This is a genomic window from Streptomyces sp. NPDC058632 (assembly GCF_042717095.1).
Lineage (GTDB): Bacteria > Actinomycetota > Actinomycetes > Streptomycetales > Streptomycetaceae > Streptomyces.
This window is the reverse complement of record NZ_JBHXQZ010000008.1, coordinates 1-22,273: the sequence shown is the minus strand read 5'-3', so window position 1 is coordinate 22,273 and position 22,273 is coordinate 1. Positions and strand designations below refer to the sequence as shown.

The 22,273-nt window shown below is 72.1% G+C and carries 21 protein-coding genes and 1 pseudogene; 7 read left to right on the top strand and 15 right to left on the bottom strand.

Annotated features, from left to right (window positions below; genetic code table 11):
* Positions 1–5: 5 nt before the first annotated feature.
* Together ACFWVE_RS05270 and ACFWVE_RS05265 are read right to left on the bottom strand one after the other, a co-directional pair.
* The gene (locus tag ACFWVE_RS05270; protein WP_004924871.1) at positions 6–209 is read right to left on the bottom strand and encodes a hypothetical protein; all 204 of its coding nucleotides are present in this window, start codon (positions 207–209) and stop codon (positions 6–8) included.
* A 378-nt stretch (positions 210–587) separates the two neighbouring features.
* Positions 588–869 carry an acylphosphatase gene (locus tag ACFWVE_RS05265; RefSeq protein WP_384008397.1) on the bottom strand — a complete coding sequence of 94 codons (282 nt, stop codon included), beginning with the start codon at positions 867–869 and terminating at the stop codon, positions 588–590.
* Positions 870–1,034: 165 nt separating this feature from the next.
* On the opposite strand from ACFWVE_RS05265, the gene ACFWVE_RS05260 reads away from it, so the two are divergent.
* Complete coding sequence (locus ACFWVE_RS05260; RefSeq protein WP_384008395.1) at positions 1,035–2,369, top strand: CAP domain-containing protein; 1,335 nt, start codon at positions 1,035–1,037, stop codon at positions 2,367–2,369.
* A 20-nt stretch (positions 2,370–2,389) separates the two neighbouring features.
* Here the strand turns inward: ACFWVE_RS05260 and ACFWVE_RS05255 are convergent.
* Positions 2,390–2,613: pseudogene (locus tag ACFWVE_RS05255) on the bottom strand (site-specific integrase); the annotation flags it as partial.
* 207 nt (positions 2,614–2,820) lie between these two features.
* Entirely contained in the window at positions 2,821–3,291 is a 471-nt protein-coding gene (locus ACFWVE_RS05250) for an SPW repeat protein (RefSeq protein WP_384008393.1), read from the bottom strand.
* Positions 3,292–3,862: 571 nt separating this feature from the next.
* On the opposite strand from ACFWVE_RS05250, the gene ACFWVE_RS05245 reads away from it, so the two are divergent.
* Positions 3,863–4,273: a winged helix-turn-helix transcriptional regulator gene (locus ACFWVE_RS05245; protein WP_384008391.1), complete on the top strand. Its 411-nt coding sequence runs from the start codon at positions 3,863–3,865 to the stop codon at positions 4,271–4,273.
* Here the strand turns inward: ACFWVE_RS05245 and mutM are convergent.
* The 8 genes from mutM to recG form a co-directional block, all read right to left on the bottom strand.
* Positions 4,246–5,106: a bifunctional DNA-formamidopyrimidine glycosylase/DNA-(apurinic or apyrimidinic site) lyase gene (mutM, locus tag ACFWVE_RS05240; protein ID WP_384008389.1), complete on the bottom strand. Its 861-nt coding sequence runs from the start codon at positions 5,104–5,106 to the stop codon at positions 4,246–4,248. The two genes, ACFWVE_RS05245 and mutM, sit on opposite strands and share 28 nt — an antisense overlap.
* Positions 5,107–5,273: 167 nt before the next feature.
* Entirely contained in the window at positions 5,274–6,182 is a 909-nt protein-coding gene (rnc, locus tag ACFWVE_RS05235) for a ribonuclease III (RefSeq protein ID WP_384008387.1), read from the bottom strand.
* 7 nt (positions 6,183–6,189) lie between these two features.
* Positions 6,190–6,363 (bottom strand): 50S ribosomal protein L32, encoded by a 174-nt coding sequence (gene rpmF / locus ACFWVE_RS05230; protein ID WP_003951102.1) that lies wholly within the window; start codon positions 6,361–6,363, stop codon positions 6,190–6,192.
* A gap of 2 nt (positions 6,364–6,365) precedes the next feature.
* Positions 6,366–7,010, bottom strand: coding sequence for a YceD family protein (locus tag ACFWVE_RS05225; protein ID WP_384008385.1), 645 nt, complete (start codon positions 7,008–7,010; stop codon positions 6,366–6,368).
* A gap of 203 nt (positions 7,011–7,213) precedes the next feature.
* Positions 7,214–8,323 carry a cell division initiation protein gene (locus ACFWVE_RS05220; protein ID WP_384008383.1) on the bottom strand — a complete coding sequence of 370 codons (1,110 nt, stop codon included), beginning with the start codon at positions 8,321–8,323 and terminating at the stop codon, positions 7,214–7,216.
* A 177-nt stretch (positions 8,324–8,500) separates the two neighbouring features.
* Complete coding sequence (coaD, locus tag ACFWVE_RS05215) at positions 8,501–8,980, bottom strand: pantetheine-phosphate adenylyltransferase (RefSeq protein ID WP_384008518.1); 480 nt, start codon at positions 8,978–8,980, stop codon at positions 8,501–8,503.
* Between the two features lie 26 nt (positions 8,981–9,006).
* Positions 9,007–9,594, bottom strand: coding sequence for a 16S rRNA (guanine(966)-N(2))-methyltransferase RsmD (rsmD, locus tag ACFWVE_RS05210; RefSeq protein WP_384008381.1), 588 nt, complete (start codon positions 9,592–9,594; stop codon positions 9,007–9,009).
* 94 nt (positions 9,595–9,688) lie between these two features.
* A complete protein-coding gene (gene recG / locus ACFWVE_RS05205; protein ID WP_384008379.1) occupies positions 9,689–11,938 on the bottom strand; it encodes an ATP-dependent DNA helicase RecG in 2,250 nt (749 codons plus the stop codon).
* A gap of 192 nt (positions 11,939–12,130) precedes the next feature.
* On the opposite strand from recG, the gene ACFWVE_RS05200 reads away from it, so the two are divergent.
* Together ACFWVE_RS05200 and ACFWVE_RS05195 are read left to right on the top strand one after the other, a co-directional pair.
* On the top strand, positions 12,131–13,987 hold the full coding sequence (locus tag ACFWVE_RS05200) for an HSP90 family protein (protein WP_384008377.1): 1,857 nt from the start codon (positions 12,131–12,133) through the stop codon (positions 13,985–13,987).
* Positions 13,984–16,980: a tetratricopeptide repeat protein gene (locus tag ACFWVE_RS05195; protein ID WP_384008375.1), complete on the top strand. Its 2,997-nt coding sequence runs from the start codon at positions 13,984–13,986 to the stop codon at positions 16,978–16,980. Before ACFWVE_RS05200 ends, ACFWVE_RS05195 begins: the two co-directional genes overlap by 4 nt.
* Positions 16,981–17,059: 79 nt before the next feature.
* Here the strand turns inward: ACFWVE_RS05195 and ACFWVE_RS05190 are convergent, their stop codons facing one another.
* Positions 17,060–18,799: a DAK2 domain-containing protein gene (locus ACFWVE_RS05190; RefSeq protein ID WP_384008373.1), complete on the bottom strand. Its 1,740-nt coding sequence runs from the start codon at positions 18,797–18,799 to the stop codon at positions 17,060–17,062.
* 268 nt (positions 18,800–19,067) lie between these two features.
* Between ACFWVE_RS05190 and rpmB the strand changes: the two genes are divergently transcribed.
* Positions 19,068–19,253: a 50S ribosomal protein L28 gene (gene rpmB / locus ACFWVE_RS05185; RefSeq protein ID WP_004924906.1), complete on the top strand. Its 186-nt coding sequence runs from the start codon at positions 19,068–19,070 to the stop codon at positions 19,251–19,253.
* Positions 19,254–19,365: 112 nt separating this feature from the next.
* On the opposite strand, the gene thiD is transcribed toward rpmB, so the two are convergent.
* The gene (gene thiD, locus ACFWVE_RS05180; protein WP_384008371.1) at positions 19,366–20,259 is read right to left on the bottom strand and encodes a bifunctional hydroxymethylpyrimidine kinase/phosphomethylpyrimidine kinase; all 894 of its coding nucleotides are present in this window, start codon (positions 20,257–20,259) and stop codon (positions 19,366–19,368) included.
* Positions 20,256–21,221 carry a thiamine-phosphate kinase gene (locus tag ACFWVE_RS05175; RefSeq protein WP_384008369.1) on the bottom strand — a complete coding sequence of 322 codons (966 nt, stop codon included), beginning with the start codon at positions 21,219–21,221 and terminating at the stop codon, positions 20,256–20,258. The genes thiD and ACFWVE_RS05175 overlap by 4 nt, the downstream gene beginning before the upstream one ends.
* A gap of 218 nt (positions 21,222–21,439) precedes the next feature.
* Between ACFWVE_RS05175 and ACFWVE_RS05170 the strand changes: the two genes are divergently transcribed.
* Complete coding sequence (locus ACFWVE_RS05170) at positions 21,440–21,673, top strand: Lrp/AsnC family transcriptional regulator (protein WP_004983019.1); 234 nt, start codon at positions 21,440–21,442, stop codon at positions 21,671–21,673.
* Positions 21,674–21,693: 20 nt separating this feature from the next.
* Positions 21,694–22,194: a DUF3515 domain-containing protein gene (locus tag ACFWVE_RS05165; protein WP_384008367.1), complete on the top strand. Its 501-nt coding sequence runs from the start codon at positions 21,694–21,696 to the stop codon at positions 22,192–22,194.
* The last annotated feature ends 79 nt before the right edge of the window (positions 22,195–22,273 follow it).

Here is a 22,273-nt window from a genome sequence, read left to right as displayed (position 1 = left end):
AGTGATCAGGTCAGCGCAGGCTCCGCCTGGTGTGCGTCAACGCTCTCCATGATCCTGTCGTGAGAAGCGGCAGCCGCAAGCTCGTCGTTCTCCGCCTGGATCCGTACGAGTTCGGATTCCAGGTCCTGGACGCGCTGCTGGAGCCGTCGCATCTCGGCGAGGAGTCGCGGGTCGGAGCCGCCGACGTAACCGAGAAGCGCCTTTGCCATGATGAATGGTCCTCCACAATGCGTGACCGACCTGTGCGGTGTGGGTCGTGAGGGATGAGCACCCGCGATGCCTGGCAGACCTGCGGTTGTGCTGCCGTTCAGCCATGCCAAACAGCTAAGGTGCGCGGGGACTTTCAGCGTCTCACCAAAAAGTTTGACGGTCAACACGATCACACGCGGTATCGGCCGATGACCCGGCGCACACGGTCCCCGGGCGGCCTCACGGCGGTTCCGGCGGGCCCTCTCGAAGTGGCGGCCGTCGCTGCCGGGGAGCCTCCCACGGCACCCCGGGCCTTGGCAATCACCAGGACTTTTCCGCGCCGAGGCGCCGGCCGCGGCGGACGGCCGGCATCCCGGAGGCCCTCCGGGCGCGGGGGCTCAGCGGATGGCGAAGCCGTCGTATCCGCCGCGGGGTGTGTCCCAGATCTCGGTGACGCCGTTCACGTGCCCGGGCGTGTCGCCGTCCTGGAGCCAGTCGAGCAGTCCGTCGCAGCGCTCGCGGGAGCCCTCCGCGACCACTTGGACGCGTCCGTCCGCCAGATTGAGAGCAAAGCCACTCAGGCCGCCGATCTCCAGGGCCTTGGCCCGGGTGAACCAGCGGAAACCCACACCTTGGACACGCCCCCGCACCCAGGCGACCAGTCGCACATCCTCGCTCATGACTGCAACCTAACCGGACAATGTCACTCGGGGCACTCCCTCCTCCGGCGGCATGCGGTACCGTCCCGATCGAATGAATCTCATACGAAACTCACTCGATGGTGTGAGTTTTGTGTTGAACGTGAGGACCAGTCGACCGACCGCCAGGACGAGGAAGGCCAGAACATGGGACGCCACCGACGCTCCGCCGCCGGCCGCGCCGCCACGGGCCGCGCCACCACGGGGGTCACTCAGCACGACGACCTGCACGACGGAGGCCACGGCCCGCTGGGTGCTCACGCCGAAAACGCTCCGACCATGGGCATCGCCCCTTATCTGAACCCTGAGGCGTACGCCGAGACGGCCGCGAGGAGCGAGGCCTACCTCTTCGCGACGGAGGACGCCCCCGGGGACGGCTACGCGGGAACCTTCGCACAGGGCGGCTTCCCCGGAGGCGCCCACCGGGAGGACCACCAGGGGTACAGCCACCAGAGGTACAGCCACCAGGACGACCGCTTCTCCGCGGGCCCGGACCGCTCCAGGTCCGCCGACACGGCCGTGTCCGCGAGTGACGGCCTCCGGCGCGGGGGCTTCCCGCAGAGCGGTTCCCCGGACGACGGTTTCACGCCCGGCGAGAGCGACCGGCAGGCGGGGGGACTGCGCCGGAAGAAGAAGGCCGCGACCCCGGTGCGCACCGGCCTGCTCGGGGTGTCCGCCGCGGTGGCCCTCGGTACGGTCGCGGTGGCCACGGGTGCGGTGCCCGGCCTCGAGAACTACAAGCTGGGCGGCGACCGCGCCCCCGGAGACAGCGTGGAGGCCGCGGGCACCCCGACCAACACGCCCGGCGAGCTGGGTGGCACCTCGGGCAGCCTCGAGAGCTCGGGCCGCGATGCGGGCAACCCCGCGAGCCGCGACTCCGACCGCGCCGCCTCCCCCAAGCCCTCGCCGTCGGACTCGTCGGACGAGAAGGCGACGAAGGCTCCGGAGAAGAAGGCGCCTGCGGAAGCGGAAGCGACGGAGGAGAAGGAGAAGCCTTCGGCGACACCGGGCGAGGAGGTGTCCGAGGAGACGACGGCTCCGGAGCGCAAGACCGCTCCGCAGCCGGAGAAGGAGAAGCCCAGCAGCCCGGTGACCGTCTCCGAGGAGGCCGCCGCCGGAGCCCAGGTTCTCCGGTTGGTCAACCAGGAGCGGGCCAAGGTGGGCTGCAGCCCGGTGGCCGCGAACAGCGCGCTGAGCGATCTGGCCACGGCGTTCAGCAAGGACATGGCCGGCCGCGGTTTCTTCGACCACACCGACCCCGACGGCGACACACCGTGGGACCGGGCGTCGGCGGCCGGGATATCCGACCTCGGCGGGGAGAACATCGCCCGCGGCCAGGCCACCGCCGCGGCCGTCATGGAGGCCTGGATGAACAGCCCCGGTCACAAGGCGAACATCCTGAACTGCGACTTCAAGACCCTGGGCGTGGGCGTGCACTTCGGCTCCGGCGGCCCGTGGTGGACCCAGAACTTCGGCTACTGAGATAACCGCAGGTCAGAGACTTAGACCGGGCCCTGGCCCGTCTCCGGGCCGTCTTCCGTGGGGTCATCGCCCTGGAACGCGTTGTCGACGGCGGCCCGGGTCCGGGTCTCACTGGACGGATCAGGTGCGTGTGCGGGCGCAGCGTGAAGCCGGGGTCACGATGGCCCAGGTACTCATTGAGAGCCTTGGTGCTCTCCCCCGCGTCCAGGAGCACCGAAGCGTAGAAGTGCCTCAGCGCGTGCAGTCATCAGGGCGATGCCTCCGGCGGGGATCGGCCGGCACCGGGATGGAGGGGGCGCCGTTCCCGACCGCGGGCACGTAGTGGCGTGCGCGGGTGCTCCCCTCCCGTCCACCGTCGACCCGGGCAGGAGCCGAGCAGGCGTGTGGGTCGACGGCGTACGGAACGGGACCTGGGGCGAGTGATGGGTTGTGGCCTTCGGATTGGGTTCGATCACCTGCGCGCGGAGGAGCGGTCGCCGGACGACTGATCCACCGGGCGGGCGGCTGCGGCTGCCATGAGGGCCAGCATCAGGGCGACCAGGCCGACGATGATGTTGTTGACTATGGTCCTGGTGGTGCTGACGTCACCTGCCACGACCCACGGCGCAAAGATCGTCCACACGCTCAGCGCGCAAGCGCCCCACGCCATGCTGTGCGAACGCTCGTATGCCCGGCCGAAGCCACCGCTCATGAGGAGGGCGTAGGCGATACCGGTGATCAGGTTGTTGACCGCCAGGGTGGAGAAGTCGTTGAATCCCGCGATCCACGGTGAGGCTGCGAGGTAGAGCCCTGTGATCAGGGCCATGGCCTCGACGGCTTGCGCCCTCGGGGTAGTCGCGAAGCGTTCGGCCATCTCGTGTCGATTGCGCATTGCGACGATGTCGGGATGGGTTTCCATGTCCGGCCGGGGTTGAGTTGCCATTGCACTTCCTCCGGATTGTCCTTTATGTGCCCTGTCTGAGGATGAGTACCCCACAGGAATGGGATAACCGTCCTGATTCGCCGAGTCCGAGGGCACCGCTGCAAGAGGTGGCCCGTCGGGCCGGGCGAGCCGCCGGGCCCTGACCTGAGCGCAGCAGCCGCGGCACCGCAACCGCGGTAAGCCCTGGCGCCCGGCAGCGCATCCCACCGGCGCCCTGAGTGCCTCGTTGCGGTGCGGGCGCCGGCGAGATCACTTGCCAGGATCACGTGCAGCGACCGACACCGGCGGCCGACACCGGCAAGCACGACCAGGGACGGTCGGCGCCGGACCTCATCCGGGCCGTCGGAGGGTGCTCGACGACGACCCACGCTGACAACCGTCGACGGTTAAGCCGCGGGTCACGGCGTTGATCGATTACCCGGCCGCAGGTCGAAGACCTGCACCGTCACTTCTTCGGCCAGCAGAGGTTCACGCACCAGAGGACCACAGCAGTACGCGCGCGGCCTTTCCGGCACTGTGGCGCGGTGAGTGCGACCTGCTGGTAAGCGCTGCACCGAAGTACGCTGAAGGCATGACCACCACGCGGCCGCACCCGGAGGACTCGGCGGAGCAGCGGCTCCCCTACGACGTGTTCGCCAGGGGGTGTCCGTCGCGCGGCACGCTGGAGCATGTGACGGGACGCTGGGGCGCGCTGACGCTCGGGGCGCTGTGCGGGGGATCGCTGCGCTTCAACGAGTTGCGCCGCCGTGTCGACGGCGTGAGCGAGAAGATGCTCTCCCAGACGCTGCACGCGCTGGAACGTGACGGCCTGGTGCACCGCGAGGCGCAGCCGACCAATCCGCCCCGGGTGGACTACGAACTCACCCCGCTGGGCCACGAGGTGGCGCGACGCGTGCTGTCCTTCATCCATTTCCTGGAGGGCAGCATGGACGAGGTGCTCCAGGCCCGCGAGCGCTACGACGAGACGCGCGGAGCCCGCTGACATTTCGGGCAGAAGTAGCTGGACCGGTTCATCCAGGGCTGCCGACGCATCGGTGTACCGCAGCGGCGGCAGGGCAGGCCCTCCCGGCCGTAGGCGTCCAGGGAGCGGTCGAAGTAGCCCGATTCGCCGTTGACGTTGACGTACAGGCTGTCGAAGCTGGTGCCGCCCACCGCGAGGGCGGCGTTCATCACGTCCCGGGCATGGTCCAGGAGGAGCTGGGAGCGCGGGCGGGTGAAGGTCTCCGTGGGGCGCTCGTAGTGGATGCGGGCCCGCCACAGGGCCTCGTCCGCGTAGATGTTTCCCACGCCGCTGATCAGGGACTGGTCGAGCAGGGCCCGCTTGATCGTGGTGCGCTTGCGGCGCAGCGCCCGGTGGAAGACCTCGTCGTCGAAGAGCGGGTCGAGCGGGTCGCGGGCGATGTGTGCGATGACGTCGGGCAGCCCGTCGGGGGTGTTGTCGTGCAGCGAGAGGCCGCCGAAGGTGCGCTGGTCGACGAAGCGGAGCTCGGTGTCCAGATCGTCGGCGAACCGGACGCGGACACGCAGGTGCTTCTCGTCAGCGGCGCTGTGCGGCTGGACCAGCAGCTGGCCGCTCATGCCGAGGTGGGCCAGGACCGACTGGTCCGCGTCCTCGAGGGGCAGCCACAGGTACTTGCCGCGGCGGCTGGGGACGCCGACGCGGTGGCCCTTCAGCCGGTGCGCGAAGTCGTCGGCGCCGGCGAGGTGGCGGCGCACCGCACGCGGGTGCAGCACCTCGGTCTCGGCGACGGTCCGGTGGGCGACCCACCGCTCCAGGCCGCGCCGTACGACCTCGACCTCGGGCAGCTCGGGCATGGTTCCTCTCCCCTTCCGAGGACCGGTCTCCACGACCGCGACCCGAGTGCCCGTCCCCTTCCGGGGGGGCACTCGGGTCGCGCTCTGCGTGTGTCGCGAGCACCCCGGCGCTCGCGGGTGCCGCGTGATCCGTGCACGTATACGCGGGTGCGCGGGTGTACGGATCGTCAGGCGGAGGCCGACGACGTGTCGGCGACGGGCTCGGCGTTCATGCTTGTCTCCGCACTCGCCTCGACGGCCGGGCCGGCCACTTCGGCGGAGGCAGCCGCTTCGCCGGAGGCAGCCGCTTCGGCGGAGGCAGCCGCTTCGGCACGCTCGTCCGACGCGGCCCGGATGGACCGCCAGGCGGACTCGGCGGCCTGCTGCTCCGCCTCCTTCTTGCTGCGGCCGGTGCCGGTGCCGTACGAGACGCCTCCGACGCGGGCGGCAGCAGTGAAGGTCTTCTCGTGGTCGGGGCCGGTCTCCGTGACCAGGTACTCGGGCACGCCGAGCCCTTCGGTCGCGGTGAGCTCCTGGAGACTGGTCTTCCAGTCCAGGCCGGCACCGAGGTTGGAGGACTTCTCGATCAGCGGGTCGAACAGGCGGTGCACCAGCTCCGCCGCCGAGTCGAGTCCCTGGTCGAGATAGACCGCGCCGATCACCGCTTCGAGGGTGTCGGCGAGGATGGACGCCTTGTCCCGGCCACCTGTGCCCTCTTCACCGCGGCCGAGCCGGATGAAGGAACCGAGGTCGAGCCCGCGGCCCACCTCCGCCAGCGCACGCGAGTTGACCACCGCGGCCCGCAGCTTGGCCAGCTGGCCTTCGGGCAGGTCGGGGTGGGTGCGGTACAGCGTGTCCGTGACGACGAGGCCGAGCACGGAGTCCCCGAGGAACTCCAGCCGCTCGTTCGTCGGCAGACCGCCGTTCTCGTACGCGTAGGAACGGTGGGTCAGCGCGCGCACCAGAAGGGCGGACTCGAGCCGGTAGCCGAGCCGCCCTTCCAGAAGCGTGTGGGACGAGGCCTGGTTGTTGTCCGCCGATCCGCTCCCGCTCACACGGGGCGACTGCTTCTTGGGCGTGGACACAGTGCCTCTCACCAGCCGCTCAGACCTCGAGGACCTGGCGCTTGTTGTAGGTGCCGCAAGACGGGCACGCGATGTGCTGCTGCTTGGGCTCGTGGCAGCGCTCGCACGCAACCAGGGTGGGGACCGCAGCCTTCCACTGCGACCGGCGGTGGCGCGTGTTGCTGCGCGACATCTTCCGCTTCGGAACAGCCACGGCTACTTCTCCTGCTTCTCGTCGACGCCCGGTTCGGCGCCGCTCATCTCGTCCTTCTCGCCATCTTCGAGTGAACCGGCGAGTCCCTGCAGTGCCGCCCAACGGATGTCGACGGCGTCGTGGTGGTGGTCCGGGTCGTCCGCGAGCCGGGCTCCGCATTCGGAGCACAGACCGGGGCAGTCGTCCTGGCACACCGGCTGCATCGGCAGTGCGAGCACCACCGCATCGCGCAGCACGGACTCGAGGTCGAACATGCCGTCCTCGAGGCGAAGCCTGTCCTCGTCGTCCTCGGCGTCGTCGCCCGGTTCCGCTTTCACGCGGCCCCGGTCGTCGGCGTCAGGGTACGAGAACATCTCCTGGTATTCCGCGACGAGCTCCTGCTCGAGCGGCTCCAGACACCTTACGCACTCCCCCTCGGCCGTCGCACGGGCGGTGCCGGTGACGAGCACACCTTCCATGACCGACTCGAGCCGGAGTTCGAGCTCCACCGGGGCGCCTTCCGGCACTCCGATGACTCCCTTGATCCCGAGGTCCCTGGGCGCCTCGATCGAGCGGGTCAGGCGCTGCAGCGCGCCCGGCCTCCGTCCCAGCTCGTGTGTGTCGAACACGAGGGGATTGCGGTGGTCGAGACGGGCGTTCAGAACCATTCCTGCTTTCGATCTTCGAGCTCGGGGATACGCTGCCCCCTTGTGTCCCGGGCAGCGTGGATCGTGGACGTCTGCGAAGTCAGCGCAGCGCACACACGACCGATGAGCCAGGATACTGGACCTTCGGCTCTCGTCCCAATCCGGGCCGGTGACAGCCGTGGGGCCGGAAGCCGGGCGGCGCCGGCCGGGCCGTGGCCGGGCGGTCAGCCGTGGCCGCGGCCCTGTTCGTAGGCGCGCAGCTGCTCGGCGCTGATCATGCTGGTGTCGAAGAGGCTGGTCTCGTCGAGGGCGGCCGGGTTCTGCTGCTGCGGGGCGTAGCCCTGCCGGTCCTGGCCGGGGTCGTAGGCCGGCTGCTGCGGCGTCTCGTAGCCCTGGTAGTCGGCGTACGGGTCGGCCTGCTGCGGGTAGCCGTACGGGTCCTGCCCGCCGCCGTACTGCTGCTGGTAGCCGCCGTACGGATCGGGCTGCTGGTTCTGCTGCTCGTAGCCGTACGGCTGTTGCTGCTGGGCATAGTCCTGCTGCGCGACCTGCGGGGCGTGCGGGGGCTGGTCGGGCACGGTCGGCCGGGGCCGGGCGGGCCGCTGGGCCGGGGCGTCCGACATGGCCGCGAGGTCGGCGAGGTAGTCGGCGTCGCTGGAGTGCTGGACCGTCGTCATGTCCTCCGCGAGGGCGCCGAGGTCGTCGCTGGCGAGCCGGCCGTGCAGGGTCTGGCGGCCCCGGCCGACCGCCTCCAGGGTCTTGGCGAGGACCGCCTCGAAGGCGCCGAGCTTGACGTCGACGTATGCGTCGGCACTGCGGCGCAGGGTCTCCGGGTCGTGGCTGCGCTCGGGTGCGTCCTCGTCCTCGAAGCCCTGCTCGTCGAGCCCGGGGCCGGTACCGAGCAGCTTCTCGCGGCCGCGGCCGACGGAGCCGAGGGTCTTGGTGAGGACGACCTCGAAGTTGGCGAGCTTGGAGTCGACGTAGTCGTCGGCCTCGGCGCGGACCTCTTCGGCCTCCTTGCGGGCCTCGGTGAGAATCCGGTCGGCCTCGGACTGGGAGCGGCGGGCGACCTCGGTGCCGGAGATCAGGGAGCCGCGCTCGGCGTGCGCGCCCTCGATGATCCGTTCGGCCTCCTGGCGGGCCTGCTCGACCATCTGCTCACGACCGCCGATGAGTTCCTGGGCCTGGGCGAGGGAGTCGGGCAGCGCCGCGCGCACCTCTTCGAGCATCGAGAGCAGTTCGGCGCGATTGACCACGCACGAGGCCGACATGGGCATCGACCGGGCTCCGGAGACCAGGTCGACGATCTCGTCCAGCTTCTTCTGCACGTCCACCGTGTGCTCGCCACTCTCTACAGCTGTGTTGGAGACGGACGCAACGACTGTACGGCCCTGGGGCGGATGGGGAACACCGCCCGGCGAATTGCCCGGAGGCCGGCCCGCCCCCGGGCCTCGGGCCTGCCCGGCACCGTCGCGCGCTCGGATTCCGCGCGGGCGGCACGCGGGCGGCTCTCAGTCCTTGCGGAGGCGTTCGGAGAGGACGGAGAGGACCTCCGGGGGCACCAGGTGGGAGACGTCGCCGCCCCAGGCGGCGACCTCCTTGACCAGGGAGGACGACAGGAAGCTGTAGGTGGGGTTGGTGGGGATGAAGAGGGTCTCCACGCCCGAGAGGCCGTTGTTCATCTGGGCCATCTGCAGCTCGTAGTCGAAGTCGCTGACCGCGCGCAGGCCCTTGACGATCGCGGGGATGTCGCGCTGCTTGCAGAAGTCGACGAGCAGGCCGTGGAAGGCCTCGACCCGGACGTTCCCGTACTCGGCGGTGACCCGTCCGATCAGGTCGATCCGCTCCTCGACCTCGAAGAGGCCCTTCTTGGACTGGTTGATCATCACCGCGACGTAGACCTCGTCGTAGAGGCTCGAGGCTCGGGCGATGATGTCGAGATGTCCGTTGGTGATCGGGTCGAACGACCCGGGACAGACGGCGCGGCGCACTGGTGATCCCTCGCTCTCCGGTCCGGTCATCGTGCGTCTTCGCACGGAGCGGCGGCGCGACCGTACCAAAACGTTCCCTCGCCGTATCGACGGGACCGGAGCGCTTCGAAGCCGGGCGGCCACGCGAACTCCCCTCCTCTGGTGCTGCGCTCCACGGTGACGAGGGCTTCGTCGGCGAGCCAGCCCCCGGTGCGGAGTGTGAGCAGGATCTCGCGGAGATCGTCGTCGGAGACGGCGTACGGGGGGTCGAGGAAGACGATGCCGTACGGTTCGGCCGGCGCGGACGTGCGGATGATCTGTTCCGCTTTGCCCGGCCTGACCTCGGCGCCGGGCAGCCCGAGTGCCCTGACGTTGTCCCGGACGGTGCGGACGGCCCGGGCGTCGGCCTCGACGAGGAGGGTGTGCCCCGCTCCCCGGGACAGGGCCTCCAGGCCGACGGCGCCGGAACCGGCGTACAGGTCGAGGACGCGCTCGCCGTGCAGCGAACCTCCGAGGAGGGCCTGCCAGGTGGAGAACAGGCCTTCGCGCGCCCGGTCGGAGGTGGGGCGGGTGCCGTTGCCCGGCGGTACGCCCAGGCGGCGTCCGCCGGCCCGGCCGGCGATCACGCGGGTCATGTCCTCGTCCTTGTCCTTGGTCGTCCTTGGTTCCTGCCGGTGTGCCCGCCGGTGGTGTGCCGGCCGGTGCCCGGAGGCCGGCCGTCCCAGTCTGTCAGCCCTTCTCCAGGTACTGCTCCCTCTCCTCGTCCAGCAGAGCCGCGAGCGCGGTGCGCAGTCCCGGCAGACGCTCCAGTTCGGGGTCGGCGGCGACGACCGCGGTGGCCTCCTCGCGGGCCTCGGCGATGATCTCCTCGTCGTCGATGACGGCGAGCATGCGCAGGCTGGAACGGGTGCCGGACTGGGCCTGGCCCAGGACGTCGCCCTCACGGCGCTGTTCGAGGTCGAGGCGGGACAGCTCGAAGCCGTCGAGGGTGCCGGCGACCGCGCCGAGCCGCTGCCGGGCGGGGCTGGCCTCGGGCATCTCGGTGACGAGCAGGCACAGGCCGGGGGCCGAGCCGCGGCCGACCCGGCCGCGCAGCTGGTGGAGCTGGGAGACACCGAAGCGGTCCGCGTCCGTGATCACCATGACGGTGGCGTTGGGAACGTTGACACCGACCTCGATGACGGTGGTGGCGACCAGGACGTCGGTCTCGCCGGCGGCGAAGCGGCGCATGACGGCGTCCTTGTCGTCGGGCTGCATCCTGCCGTGCAGGACCTCCACGCCCAGGCCGCTCAGCGGGCCCTTCGCCAGGTGGTCGGCGACGTCGAGGACGGCGAGCGGCGGACGCTTCTCCGCGTCGTCCTCGGGCGGCGCGGGCTTCTTCTTCCCGGCCTTCTTCGGGTCGTCCTCCTCGTCCCCGATGCGCGGGCAGACCACGTACGCCTGGTGGCCGTTGCCGACCTCCTCGCGGACCCGTTCCCAGGCGCGGGCCAGGAAGTGGGGTTTGTCGGCGGCCGGGACGACATGGCTGGCGATGGGTGAGCGGCCGGCCGGGAGCTGGTCGAGGACGGAGGTCTCCAGGTCGCCGAAGACCGTCATCGCGACGGTGCGCGGAATGGGCGTGGCGGTCATGACGAGCAGGTGCGGGGGCTGTTTGCCCTTGCCGCGCAGGGCGTCGCGCTGTTCGACGCCGAACCGGTGCTGCTCGTCGACGACGACCAGGCCCAGGTCGTGGAACTGGACCTTGTCCTCGATCAGCGCGTGCGTGCCGATGACCAGGCCGGCCTCGCCGGTGACCAGGTCGAGCAGGGCCTGACGGCGGGCGGCCGCGCCCATGGAGCCGGTGAGCAGCACCACCTTGGTGGCGTTCTCCGCCCCGCCCAGCATGCCGCCCTCGGCGAGCTCTCCCATCATCTCGGTGACCGAGCGGTGGTGCTGCTGGGCGAGCACCTCGGTGGGCGCCAGCATGGCCGCCTGCCCCCCGGCGTCGACGACGGCGAGCATGGCGCGCAGGGCGACCAGGGTCTTTCCACTGCCGACCTCGCCCTGGAGCAGCCGGTGCATCGGGTGTTCGGTGCCGAGGTCGTCGAAGATCTCCTCGGAGACCTTCCGCTGGCCGTCGGTGAGCGTGAAGGGAAGCCGGTCGTCGAAGGCGGCGAGCAGGCCGTCGGGCCGCGGTCGGCGGGCGACGGCGGGGAGCAGGCCGTCGGCGTGGCGGCGTCGGGCGAGGGCGACCTGGAGGACGAAGGCCTCGTCCCATTTGAGGCGGGCGCGGGCGTCCTCGATGTCGGCCCTGGTGTGCGGGCGGTGGATCTTCAGCAGGGCCTCGGGGAGCGGGACCAGGCCGCGTCCCTCGCGCAGCGGTCCGGGGAGGGGGTCCACGGCGTCCTGGGCACGGGGCAGGACGGTCTGGAGCGCCTTGCCGATCTTCCAGGACTCCAGTTTGGCGGTGGCGGGGTAGATCGGGATGAGTGAGCCGGCCCAGGTCTCGACGCTCTCCTCCGGGTCGCCCCGCAGCAGCTCGTACGCGGGATGGGCGAGTTGGAGGCGGCGGTTGAAGACGGAGACCTTGCCGGCGAACATCGCGCGGGTGCCCGGCAGGAGTTCCTTGTGCGGCTTGTGGACACCGTGGCCGAAGAAGACCAGTTGGAGCCTGCCGCTGCCGTCCGTGATGGTGACCTCGAGGCGCTGGCCCTTGCCGCGCGGGGCCTTGGCGGAGGCGAAGGTGTGCAGGCGCGCGTCGGCGACCTGGGCGACCACGGTGACGTGCTCGTCCATGGGGAGGTCGGCGAGGTGGGTGAGCTGGCCGCGCTCCTCGTAGCGACGGGGATAGTGGTGGAGGAGGTCACCGACCGTGTGCAGGCCGAGGTGCTCGGCCATCACCTTCGCGGTGGGCGGACCGAGCACCGACTTCAGCGGCTGTTGCAGTGGTTCTCGCGACGGTTCTTGCAGCGGTTCTTGCAGTGCGGGCACGGGATCCATTGCACACCACCGCACTGACAAAGCGGGAACACCGGTGCCGCGACGCCTTCCAGCAGATCGGGAATTTCCTGGTCAGCGGAGTCTTCCGGGCTCTAGGATGACGCGCCAACGCCCCGGCCATCCCCGCGGTCACCGCCTCACCGGGACCGCCCGACCCCGCGCCGTCAAGAGCCCCCCACCGGCGCTGTGACGATGGACTCCCAGATCTCTCAGGCATCCCAGGCACCTCAGGCATCCGGCTCACCTCAGCCGCCTCACACGTTCCAGGTCGATCTCCGCGGCCTGGTGGACCTGCTCTCCCACCACCTCTACTCCAGTCCCAAGGTCTATCTGCGCGAGCTGCTGCAGAACGCGGTGGACGCCATCACCGCCCGCCGTGCCGAGGACCCGGACGCCCCGGCACACGTGCGGCTGTCCGTGGAGGCGGGCGGGCTGCGGGTGGAGGACACCGGCGTCGGCCTCACCGAGGCGGACGTGCACAACCTGCTCGCCACCATCGGGCGCAGTTCCAAGCGCGCCGAGGGCCTGCAGGAGGCCCGCTCCGACTTCCTCGGGCAGTTCGGCATCGGGCTGCTCGCCTGCTTCGTGGTGGCCGAGCGGATCCGCGTCGTCAGCCGCAGTGCGCGGACGCCGGACACGCCGCCCGTGGAGTGGACCGCGCGCGACGACGGTTCGTACACCGTGCGCACGCTGCCCGACGAGGCGCGGCCCGAGCCGGGCACCACCGTGCACCTGGTGGCGCGGACCGGGTCCGCCGAGTGGCTGGCCGAGGAGCGGGTGCTGTCGCTGGCCCGGGACTTCGGCTCGCTGCTGCCGTACGACGTACGGGTGGGCAAGGAGGCGGTCACCGAGCTGCCCGCGCCCTGGGACCGCGCGTATCCGAGCCCCGCCGCCCGCAGGGTGGCGCTGGCCCGGCACTGTCACGACCTGTTCGGCTTCACCCCGCTGGACTCCGTCGACCTGGACGTGCCGCTGGCCGGGGTGCGCGGAGTGGCGTACGTGCTGCCGTCGGCGGTCAGCCCGGCCCAGCGCGCGGGGCACCGCGTGCACCTGAAGGGCATGCTGCTGACCGAGCGGGCCGAACAGCTGCTGCCCGACTGGGCGTTCTTCGTGCGCTGCGTCCTGGACACGGACAGTCTGCGCCCCACGGCCTCGCGCGAGTCGCTGTACGAGGACGAGACGCTGGCCGGGGTCCGCGAGGCGCTGGGCGAGCGGATCCGCGGCTGGCTGACCGGGCTGGCCGCCGGTGATCCGGAGCGCCTTGCGGCGTTCCTGTCGGTGCACCACCTGGGTGTGAAGGCGCTCGCGCGGCACGACCGGGAGATGCTGCGCACGATGCTGCCCTGGCTGCCGTTCGAGACGACGGACGGGCGGCTGTCCCTGGAGGAGTTCGCGCAGCGGCACCCGGTGGTGCACTTCACGCGCACGGTCGAGGAGTACCGGCAGGTCGCGCCGATCGCGTCCGCGCAGGGCATCGGCGTGGTCAACGGCGGTTACACGTACGACAGCGAGCTGGTCGAGGCGCTGCCGGCGGTGCGGCCGGGCACCGTGGTCGCCGAGCTGGACGCGGACACGGTCACCGCCCATCTGGACGCGGTGGACCCGGCCGAGGAGCTGGCCCTGTCGGGCTTCCTGGCCGCCGCGCGGGCCAGGCTGGATCCGCTGGGCTGCGACGTGGTCCTGCGCGCGTTCCACCCGCTGTCGGTACCCGCGCTGCACCTGGACGACCGGGAGTCCCGGCACGAACAGGCGCGCGCCGAGGCGGAGTCGGGGGCCGACGACCTGTGGGCGGGCATTCTCGGCTCGCTGCGCGGCAGTGCCCCGCGGGCGCGTCTGGTGCTCAACCATCTCAACCCGCTGGTGCGGCGCATCGGTTCGCTGGGCGAGACCGAACTCATCGGCACCGCCGTCGAGTCCCTGTACGGACAGGCGCTGCTCATGGCGCAGCGGCAGCTGCGGCCGGCCGACTCGGCGCTGCTCAACCGGGCGTTCCTCGGCCTGCTGGAGTGGGCCACCCACGACGACTCCACGGAGGGCTCCGGCCGATGAGCTCGATCACCGATTTCGATTCCCTGCGCCGCGCGATGGGCGAGAACTCCGAGCAGCCGGAGGGGCCGGCCCGCAACGCGCGCGCGGAGCACCTGCTGCTCGAGGCCGAGAAGCTGAACATCCCGCTCGCCGTGATCGAGGCGCTCGGGCACCAGCTGAAGGTCTACAACTACAGCTCGGAGAAGGGGAAGATGTTCGTCCCCTTCGCACGGCTGCTGCGCATGTGGGACGAACGCCCCGAGGACTTCGACGCGTACGAGACGCATTCGCTGCACTGGGTCTTCAAGTGGATGTCGGCCGGCATGCTCGACCAGCCGCACATCCCGCTCGCCTCGGTCGAGAAGTGGCTCGGCGAGATGGAGCACCGCTACCGGCTGGCCGGTCACTCCGAACGGGCGGTGCGCAGCGCCGAGTTCAGTGTGGCCGCGCATGTCGGGGACATGCCGCGGGCCGAGCGGGCGTACGCCGCGTGGCTGGCCTCCGACCGGGACACCATGGCCGACTGCCATGCGTGCGAGCTGCACGGGCAGGGCTGGTGGCAGGCGCAGAACGGGCGGGACGCGGAGGCTCTCGAGCTGTGGCGGCCGGTCCTGGAGGGCGAGTTCACCTGCGCCCACGAACCGCACACGGTCCTGGCGTCCTCCTTGCTGTCGCTGCTGCGGCTGGGCCGCGTGGACGAGGCGCGCGCCCACCATCTGCGCGGTTTCCGGCTGGTCCGGCCCATGGAGAGCATGCGCGGCGCGTACGCGGACCATGTGGAGTTCTGCGCGCTGAGCGGCAACGAGGCGCGCGCCCTCGAACTGCTCGCGGAGCGGCCCGCCTACTTCACCGACGAGGGGCATCCACGCAGCAAGCTGGAATTCCTGAGCGTGGTGACGCTGCTCATGGACCGGCTGACCGGGCTCGGCCTGGGCGGCAGCCAGGTCCCCGGGCCGGCCGGGCGGACCTGGACCGCCGCGGAACTGGCCCCGCACGCGCGGACCCGGGCGCTGGCTCTGGCGGCCCGTTTCGACGAGCGCAACGGCACGGAGTACGTCAGCGAGCGGGCCCGCGCGCGGATGGCGCGCCGCCCACTGGTGGACCGGCTGCCGCTCGGCGTACGGCCCTCGGGCGCGTCCCCGATACGGCCGCCCGAGCGCCCGGCACGGCCCGTGGCGCCGGGTGCCGGGGTGCCGGCGGCACCGGACACGGAGTCCTTCGGCGATGGTGCGCTGCCCGCGCTGCTGGTCGAGGCGCGGCGGATGTCGGACACCCTGCGGCCGCGCGCCGTGGAGGCGTGGGCGGCGGTGGCGCGCGCCGCGCAGGAGGCCGAGGCGGCGGGGGACGACGTCACCCTGGAGCCCCGCGACCGCGCGGAGATCGCCGACCACGAGGCGATGGTCCTCGGCCCCGGGGCCACCGGCCTCTTCGAACGGGCCGCCGAGCTGTACGCGGAGGCGGGCGACCCCGGGGAGGCCCTGGCGGCACGCGCGCGTGCGGCGTACGTCCACGCGCTGGCGGGCCGGGGGGAGGAGGCGCTCGCGGCGGTGGCCGGACCGCACGAGGAGATCCTCGCGCTGTACGCCGCCGGCGGCACGGGCCTGCGGCAGACGGCGTCGGTACTGATGGCGCGGGCGCGGATCCTGACCCGGCGGGTGCACGCCGCCGGTGAGGACCGTGAGGACGCCGTCCTGGAGGAGGCCGTGACCGCCGTACGCGCGGTACTGGCGTTCGTGGAGGGGCACACCGGCGAGGACGTACGGCTCGCCGCGCGGGCCGCCGAGGCGCAGGCGATGCTCGGCGAGCTGGCGGGGCACTCCGGGGACGTGGAGGGTGCCGCGGAGCTGTCCGCGCGGGCCGCCGAGGCGTTCGTCGCGGCGGGGCTGCCGTGGTTCGCGGTGGAGTACGAGGCCCGGCTGGCGCAGCTCGCCCACCATCTCGGTGACGTCGACGGCGCCGAACGGGCACTGCGGGCGGCTCTGGAACACGGCGGGCCGGATCTGGAGCCGGCCGGGCGGGCGCAGCTTCATCTGCAGCTCGCCGAGGTGACCGGCGGGCTGGGGCGGGTGGCGGAGGCCGCGGACCACGCCCTGGAGGCGGCGCACTGGGCCGACGAGGCGGGTGAGGGAGCGACGCTGGGGGCCTGGGCGCGGCATCAGCTCGGCGGGTTCCTGCTGCGGCGCGGACGGTGGGCCGAGGCGGCCGAGGTGCTGGAGTCCGTTTTGCCCGACGTGACGGCCGGTGCGCACGGGGACGGGGCGGTCGTCCAGACGCTGTGGTGGCTCGGGGACTGCCTCGGTGAGCTGGGCGAGCACCGGGCCGCCGCCGAGCGGCGGTTGCAGGCCGCCGAGATCGCCCGGCACTGGCCGGAGCAGCAGGACCACGCGACGCTGGCCCATCTGGCAGCGGCCAGCCTGGAGCAGGCGGGCCTGTCCGAGGAGGCGGAGCGGGCCTTCGCCCGTGCGGGCGAGCTGTGGCGCACGGTCGGCGACGTCCCCGGCCTGGTGCGCTCGTTGCGCGCCCGCGCGTGGCTCCTGCTGCGTGCGAAGGCCGATCCCGACGGGGCGCGCGCGCTGATGACGGACGCGGTCGAGGAATGCGGGGCGGCGGTGGCCGCGGCCCCGGACGACGAGACCCGCGTGCATCTCACCGCCGAACTCGGCCACACCCACTGGCAGTTCGCGAACCTGCTGGTGCGGGCGGGCGACGGGGCCACTGACGACGACAAGAAGGACCTGCTCGAGGAGGCGGTGACCGCGCTGGACCGGGCGATCGCCACGTTCGCCCCGCTGGGCCCGGACACCCTTGAGGACCGTTCCCGGGCCGAACTGGCCGCGGCCCGGCTGGAGGCCGACCTGGGCCGCCCCGCCGCCGCGACGGCACGCGCGCGTGCCGTCCTGACCGCCCACGGGAACGCCCCCGAGGAGGACGGGACGGCCCAGGCCCTGCGCGCCCGGGCGGAACACCTCCTGAGCACCGTCACGCAGGAGAAGCGGGAACCGGCGGAGAACTGAGCCCGCCGAACGACGGCCGCGGAGCAGAAGTCGGCAACCGGCAACGACACGGCGTGCGCCGCCCGCTGGGGAACCGTCCTCACTCCACCCCGATGAGGAGCAGGGCGCCCTGTCTGCCGCCCTGGTAGAGGACCGTGTCGACGGCCAGGTAGCCCTCGCGGACGTGGGTCTCCAGGTGGGTGGCGACGGTGTGGGGGGTCCCGTCGCCGAGGACCAGGGTGACCATCTCGCCGCCGGCGGAGAGCATGCGGTCCAGGACGGCGGTGGCGGTGGCGGTGACGTCGTCGCCGATCACGGCCACGTCGCCGTCGATGAGGCCGAGGACGTCGCCGGCCTGGCAGATGCCCGCCATGGTCCAGGACTGCCGTTCGGCGACGGCGATCTCGGCGTACCGGGTCGCGCCCGCCGCCGAGGTCATCGCCACCACGTCCTCGTCGAAGCGGCGCTCCGGCTCGTGCACCGCGAGCGCCGCGATGCCCTGGACCGCGGAACGGGTGGGGATGAGGGCCACCCTGAGCCCGTCGGCGCGGGCCTGTTCGGCCGCCGCCGCGGCGGTGTGGCGCAGCTCGGCGTCGTTGGGCAGCAGCACCACCTCGTGCGCGTGGGCCCGCCGTACGGCGTCGACCAGCTCACCGCTCGCGGGCGGCTCGCCGGGGCGGGCCAGCACCGTGGTCGCCCCGGCCCCGGTGTACAGGCCGGCCAGCCCTTCGCCGGGCACCACGGCCACCACGGCCCGCGCGACGCGCTCCACGGGCGGGCGGCCGGCACCGGGGGCGTGGGCGTCACCGGCGCCGAAGTGCGTGATCCGGATACGGTGCGGGCGCCCTGCCTCGACCCCCGCCTCCACGGCGGCTCCGGCGTCGTCGACATGGACGTGGACGTTCCACAGTCCGTCGCCGCCGACCACGACGAGTGAGTCCCCGAGGACGTCGAGCCGCTGCCGCAACCGCTCCACGGCCGCGTCCTCGGCCTCCAGGAGGTAGATCACCTCGAACGCGGGCCCGGTGGCCGTGACCTCCACCGCTCCCCCGCCGTCGGCGCACCCGGCGGGAGGCGTGGTTCCGGCGGGACGTGCGGCCCCGGCGGGTTCGTCGTGCTCCACGCGCGCGTGCGTCCCGGCCCCGCTGCCGTACGCCCCGGGCCCGGTCCCTCTCGGCGTCTCTCCCGTGAACGTCTCCACCAGGGCCGCCAGCACCGCCACCAGCCCCTTGCCGCCCGCGTCCACCACGCCCGCCCGCTGGAGCACGGCCAGCTGGCCGGGCGTCGCGGCGAGGGCCGTGCGGGCGCCGTCGTAGGCCGCCCGCGCCACCTCCCCGCAGTCGCCCTGCGCACCGCCGGCCGCGTCGGCCGCGTCGGCGGCGGCCGTGGCGACGGTGAGCACGGTGCCTTCGACGGGGTGGGCCACGGCCCGGCGCGCGGAGTCGGCCGCGGTCCGCAGGGCACGCCGCAGGCCCTGACCGTCGGCGTGGGCCGCCGCCTCCCCGGCCAGCACCTGTGCCATTCCGCGCAGCAGCTGCGCCAGGATCGTCCCGGAGTTGCCGCGGGCGCCGATCAGCGCCCCGTGCGCCATCGCGCGCGCCGCGTCCGCCAGCGTGGGCCCCTCGGGCCCGTCCGCCTCGTACCCCGCGAACACCGCCTCGACGGCCGTGGCCGCGGACTCGACCGTCAGATAGAGATTCGTCCCGGTGTCCCCGTCCGCCACGGGGTAGACGTTGATCGCGTCGATCTCCTCGCGCGCGCGCCCCAGGGCGTCGAGCGCGAGTCCGCACCAGGCGCGCACCGCGAGAGCATCGAAGAATGTCTGCGGCACCTGCGCCACCTGCGCCTCCTTAGAGCTGCTGGACGTGGCACGCAGCGTAGACCTTGGGGGGCCGGCCGGCGGAAGCGGGCCGGGCGGGCCCCTGAGCTGCCAGGCCGGTTTCGTTCTCCTGGTTCACCCGTTGTATGCTGCTCCGGTTGCCCGATCCGAATCGGGCCTCTCCCTGGCAGAGCCACTCAGATTCCCAAGAGCTCCTCGAGTTCCGACGTTCCTGATCCCGGCATGCCGGGATCAACCGTAAGTGCATCTGAAGTCTTTGGAGTGACCCGTGGCTGCCAACTGCGACGTCTGTGGCAAGGGGCCGGGCTTCGGCAACAACATCTCGCACTCTCACCGCCGTACGCCCCGTCGCTGGAACCCGAACATCCAGCGTGTGCGTACCGTGGTGGGCGGGACGCCGAAGCGCGTGAACGCTTGCACCTCGTGCATCAAGGCCGGCAAGGTCTCGCGCTGACGCTCTCGCTGAGCGCGCGGCCACAGCTGGTTCACCGCACTGAGCCGGTCCACCCGAGGTGGACCGGCTTTTTGCCGTGCCCGCTCGGGCGTTTTCGGCCCTGAGTCCGGCCTCAGCCCCCGTCGGACGCAGGACCGGTCCCGGACTTGACGCCGGCCCCCCGCCCGGCCCCCCGCCCGAGCGCCCACCCGTGGTCCACCGGTCCGATCCCGGCGCCCAGCCCGAACCCGGCCGCGATCGCCCCCGTGACGTACTCCTTGGCGGCAGTCACCGCCTGAGGCACCGACTGCCCCTTCGCCAGTTGCGCGGCGATCGCCGAGGCGAGGGTGCAGCCCGTGCCGTGGGTATGCCGGTTGTCGTACCTCGGGGCGCGCAGCCAGTGCTCCCGCGAACCGTCCGTGAGCAGGTCGACGGCGTCGCCCGAGTCGCCGGCGAGATGGCCGCCCTTGATCACTACCCACCGCGGCCCGAACGCCAGCACCGCTTCCGCGGCCCGGCGGAAGTCCCGTTCCGACCGTGCCCGCACACCGGTGAGCTGGGTCACTTCGTCCAGGTTCGGCGTGGCCACGGTCGCGAGCGGCAGCAGCTTCGTCCGTACGGAGTCGAGCGCGGAGGACGCCAGCAGCGTGTCCCCGTGCTTGGAGACCCCCACCGGGTCGACGACCACCGGCGCCCGGCTCCCGGCGAGCAGGCCGGCCACCGCCTCCACGAGTTCGGCGGAGGCGAGCATGCCGGTCTTGACGGCCTGGACCCCGATGTCGTCGACGACGCTGCGGTACTGGGCCCGTACCGCCTCCACCGGCAGCGGCCAGGCGCCCTGCACGCCGAGGGAGTTCTGCGCGGTGACCGCGGTGATCACGCTCATGCCATGGGTACCCAGCGCGAGCATCGTCTTCAGGTCGGCCTGGATGCCCGCGCCCCCGCCGGAGTCCGAGCCGGCGACCGTCAGCACCCGCGGCGGCACGGCCCCGGCGCCTCCGGCTCCTTCCACGCTCCCGGCGCTCATGACTCGAGGTCCGCGAAGTGGTCCCAGCCGCCCTGGGCGGTCCAGGGCGCCCCGTCGACCGTCACCTGGGGCAGCGCCGAGAGGTTGAGGACCTCGCCTATCACCTTCCAGCGGGCGGGCAGCTTCACGTCCGGCGGGAAGGTGGCCACGATCGCGTGGTCCTCTCCCCCGGTCAGCACCCACTGCATGGGGTCGACGCCGACGGCCTGCCCGATGTCGTTCATCTGCGAGGGGATGTCGACCGCCCCGGAGCGGATGTCGATGCGGACCTTGCTGGCCTCGGCGATGTGCCCGAGGTCGGCGATCAGTCCGTCGCTCACGTCGCACATCGCGGTCGCGCCCAGCCCGGCCGCGGCGGGACCCGCGTGGTACGGCGGTTCGGGCCGGCGGTGTGCCTCGACGAAGGCGCGCGGCGAGCGGAAGCCGCGCGAGAGCACCGCGTACCCGGCCGCGGACCAGCCGAGCCAGCCGGTCACCGCGACGAGGTCGCCGGGCTGTGCGCCGCCCCGGGTCACCGGCTCCTGGTTGCGCAGGTCACCGAGCGCGGTGATCGCGACCATGATCGTGTCGCCGCGTACGACGTCTCCACCGACCACCGCGGCGCCCGCCACCTGGCACTCGTCGCGCAGGCCGTCCATCAGCTCGGAGGGCCAGGTCACCGGCAGTTCGGCCGGGACGACCAGCGCGAGCAGCAGCGCGGTCGGCACGGCCCCCATGGCGGCGATGTCCGCGAGGTTCTGCGCGGCGGCCTTGCGGCCGACGTCGTAGGCGGTGGACCAGTCGCGGCGGAAGTGCCTGCCCTCGAGCAGGACGTCACTACTGGCCACGACCCTGCGGTCGGGTGCGGCGACCACGGCGGCGTCGTCGCCCGGGCCGATCCGGACCGCCGGGGTGGTGGTGAGACGGGAGGTGAGCTCCCTGATGAGCCCGAACTCCCCGAGCTCACCAACCGTGCCCTTCATGTCCCCAGCTCCCCTTCTGTCCCGGTTCGTTCCCGGTTCCGTTCCCGGTCGCGAGTCGTTTCTGCCCTCGCTACGGTCGAAGTGACCGTCACCTTGTGTCCAGTCCGTGCTCCGGCGCGCGAGGCCCGGTTCCCGCAGGTCTCCCCGCGACGAGCGGCAACGCGATACCGTGGCGTTCCTTTTCCCCACATGATCCTCGTGGCCGCTCTGGAGGTTCCGTGGTACAGGCGTACATCCTGATCCAGACAGAGGTCGGCAAGGCGTCGACCGTCGCCGATCTGATCGGCAAGATTCCTGGAGTCGTCCAGGCCGAGGACGTGACCGGACCCTATGACGTCATCGTGCGCGCTCAAGCCGACACCGTCGACGACCTGGGTCGCATGGTGGTCGCGAAGGTGCAGCAGGTGGACGGCATCACCCGCACCCTGACCTGCCCGGTCGTCCATCTGTAGCCCCCGTCTACCCTGTGGCGGTGAGCTCCTTCCGTCACCGCCACGCCGTCCTGCCCGCCCTCGCCCTGCTGATCACCGCCGCGGGTTGCTCCTCAGCAGACGACAGCGCGTCGGCGGCGGTTCCCAGCCCGGACGCGAAGGTCACCACGCTGTGCCAGGACCTGGACGAGGTCCTGCCGGCGAGGGTGGACGGCGAGAATCGCGACGATCCCGAACCCGCGTCCGCACTGACCGCGGGCTGGGGCGGCGAGGCGATCATACTGCGGTGCGGTGTGGGGCAACCGCCGAAGATGGTGGATCCCAAAGTGGCGGGAGGCAACGACCCGGAGGCGATGGCGGGGGGCGTCGACGGCGTCAACTGGCTCATGGAACAGCAGGACGACGGGACGCACCGCTTCACGACCGCGAGCCGTGAGGCCTATGTCGAGGTCAGGGTGACCGACGGACGCGACAGCACGGGCGTGCTGATCGACCTCGCCCCCGCCGTCAAGGAGGCGATCCCCGAGGGGATCGCCTCCTAGGGCCTGTCCGGCGGATCGGGTCGGGAGGCGGTCGGCGGTGTCCGTCCGGCCGGGGCGAGTGGGGTCCGGTGCGTTCGGC

What these genes read in the sequence shown, in the direction of transcription:
- ACFWVE_RS05270 (WP_004924871.1), bottom strand. Translation starts at nt 209, where the DNA reads ATGGCAAAGGCGCTTCTCGGTTACGTCGGCGGCTCCGACCCGCGACTC.
- ACFWVE_RS05265 (WP_384008397.1), bottom strand. Translation starts at nt 869, where the DNA reads ATGAGCGAGGATGTGCGACTGGTCGCCTGGGTGCGGGGGCGTGTCCAA.
- ACFWVE_RS05260 (WP_384008395.1), top strand. Translation starts at nt 1,035, where the DNA reads ATGGGACGCCACCGACGCTCCGCCGCCGGCCGCGCCGCCACGGGCCGC.
- ACFWVE_RS05250 (WP_384008393.1), bottom strand. Translation starts at nt 3,291, where the DNA reads ATGGCAACTCAACCCCGGCCGGACATGGAAACCCATCCCGACATCGTC.
- ACFWVE_RS05245 (WP_384008391.1), top strand. Translation starts at nt 3,863, where the DNA reads ATGACCACCACGCGGCCGCACCCGGAGGACTCGGCGGAGCAGCGGCTC.
- mutM (WP_384008389.1), bottom strand. Translation starts at nt 5,106, where the DNA reads ATGCCCGAGCTGCCCGAGGTCGAGGTCGTACGGCGCGGCCTGGAGCGG.
- ACFWVE_RS05225 (WP_384008385.1), bottom strand. Translation starts at nt 7,010, where the DNA reads ATGGTTCTGAACGCCCGTCTCGACCACCGCAATCCCCTCGTGTTCGAC.
- rsmD (WP_384008381.1), bottom strand. Translation starts at nt 9,594, where the DNA reads ATGACCCGCGTGATCGCCGGCCGGGCCGGCGGACGCCGCCTGGGCGTA.
- recG (WP_384008379.1), bottom strand. Translation starts at nt 11,938, where the DNA reads ATGGATCCCGTGCCCGCACTGCAAGAACCGCTGCAAGAACCGTCGCGA.
- ACFWVE_RS05200 (WP_384008377.1), top strand. Translation starts at nt 12,131, where the DNA reads ATGGACTCCCAGATCTCTCAGGCATCCCAGGCACCTCAGGCATCCGGC.
- ACFWVE_RS05195 (WP_384008375.1), top strand. Translation starts at nt 13,984, where the DNA reads ATGAGCTCGATCACCGATTTCGATTCCCTGCGCCGCGCGATGGGCGAG.
- thiD (WP_384008371.1), bottom strand. Translation starts at nt 20,259, where the DNA reads ATGAGCGCCGGGAGCGTGGAAGGAGCCGGAGGCGCCGGGGCCGTGCCG.
- ACFWVE_RS05175 (WP_384008369.1), bottom strand. Translation starts at nt 21,221, where the DNA reads ATGAAGGGCACGGTTGGTGAGCTCGGGGAGTTCGGGCTCATCAGGGAG.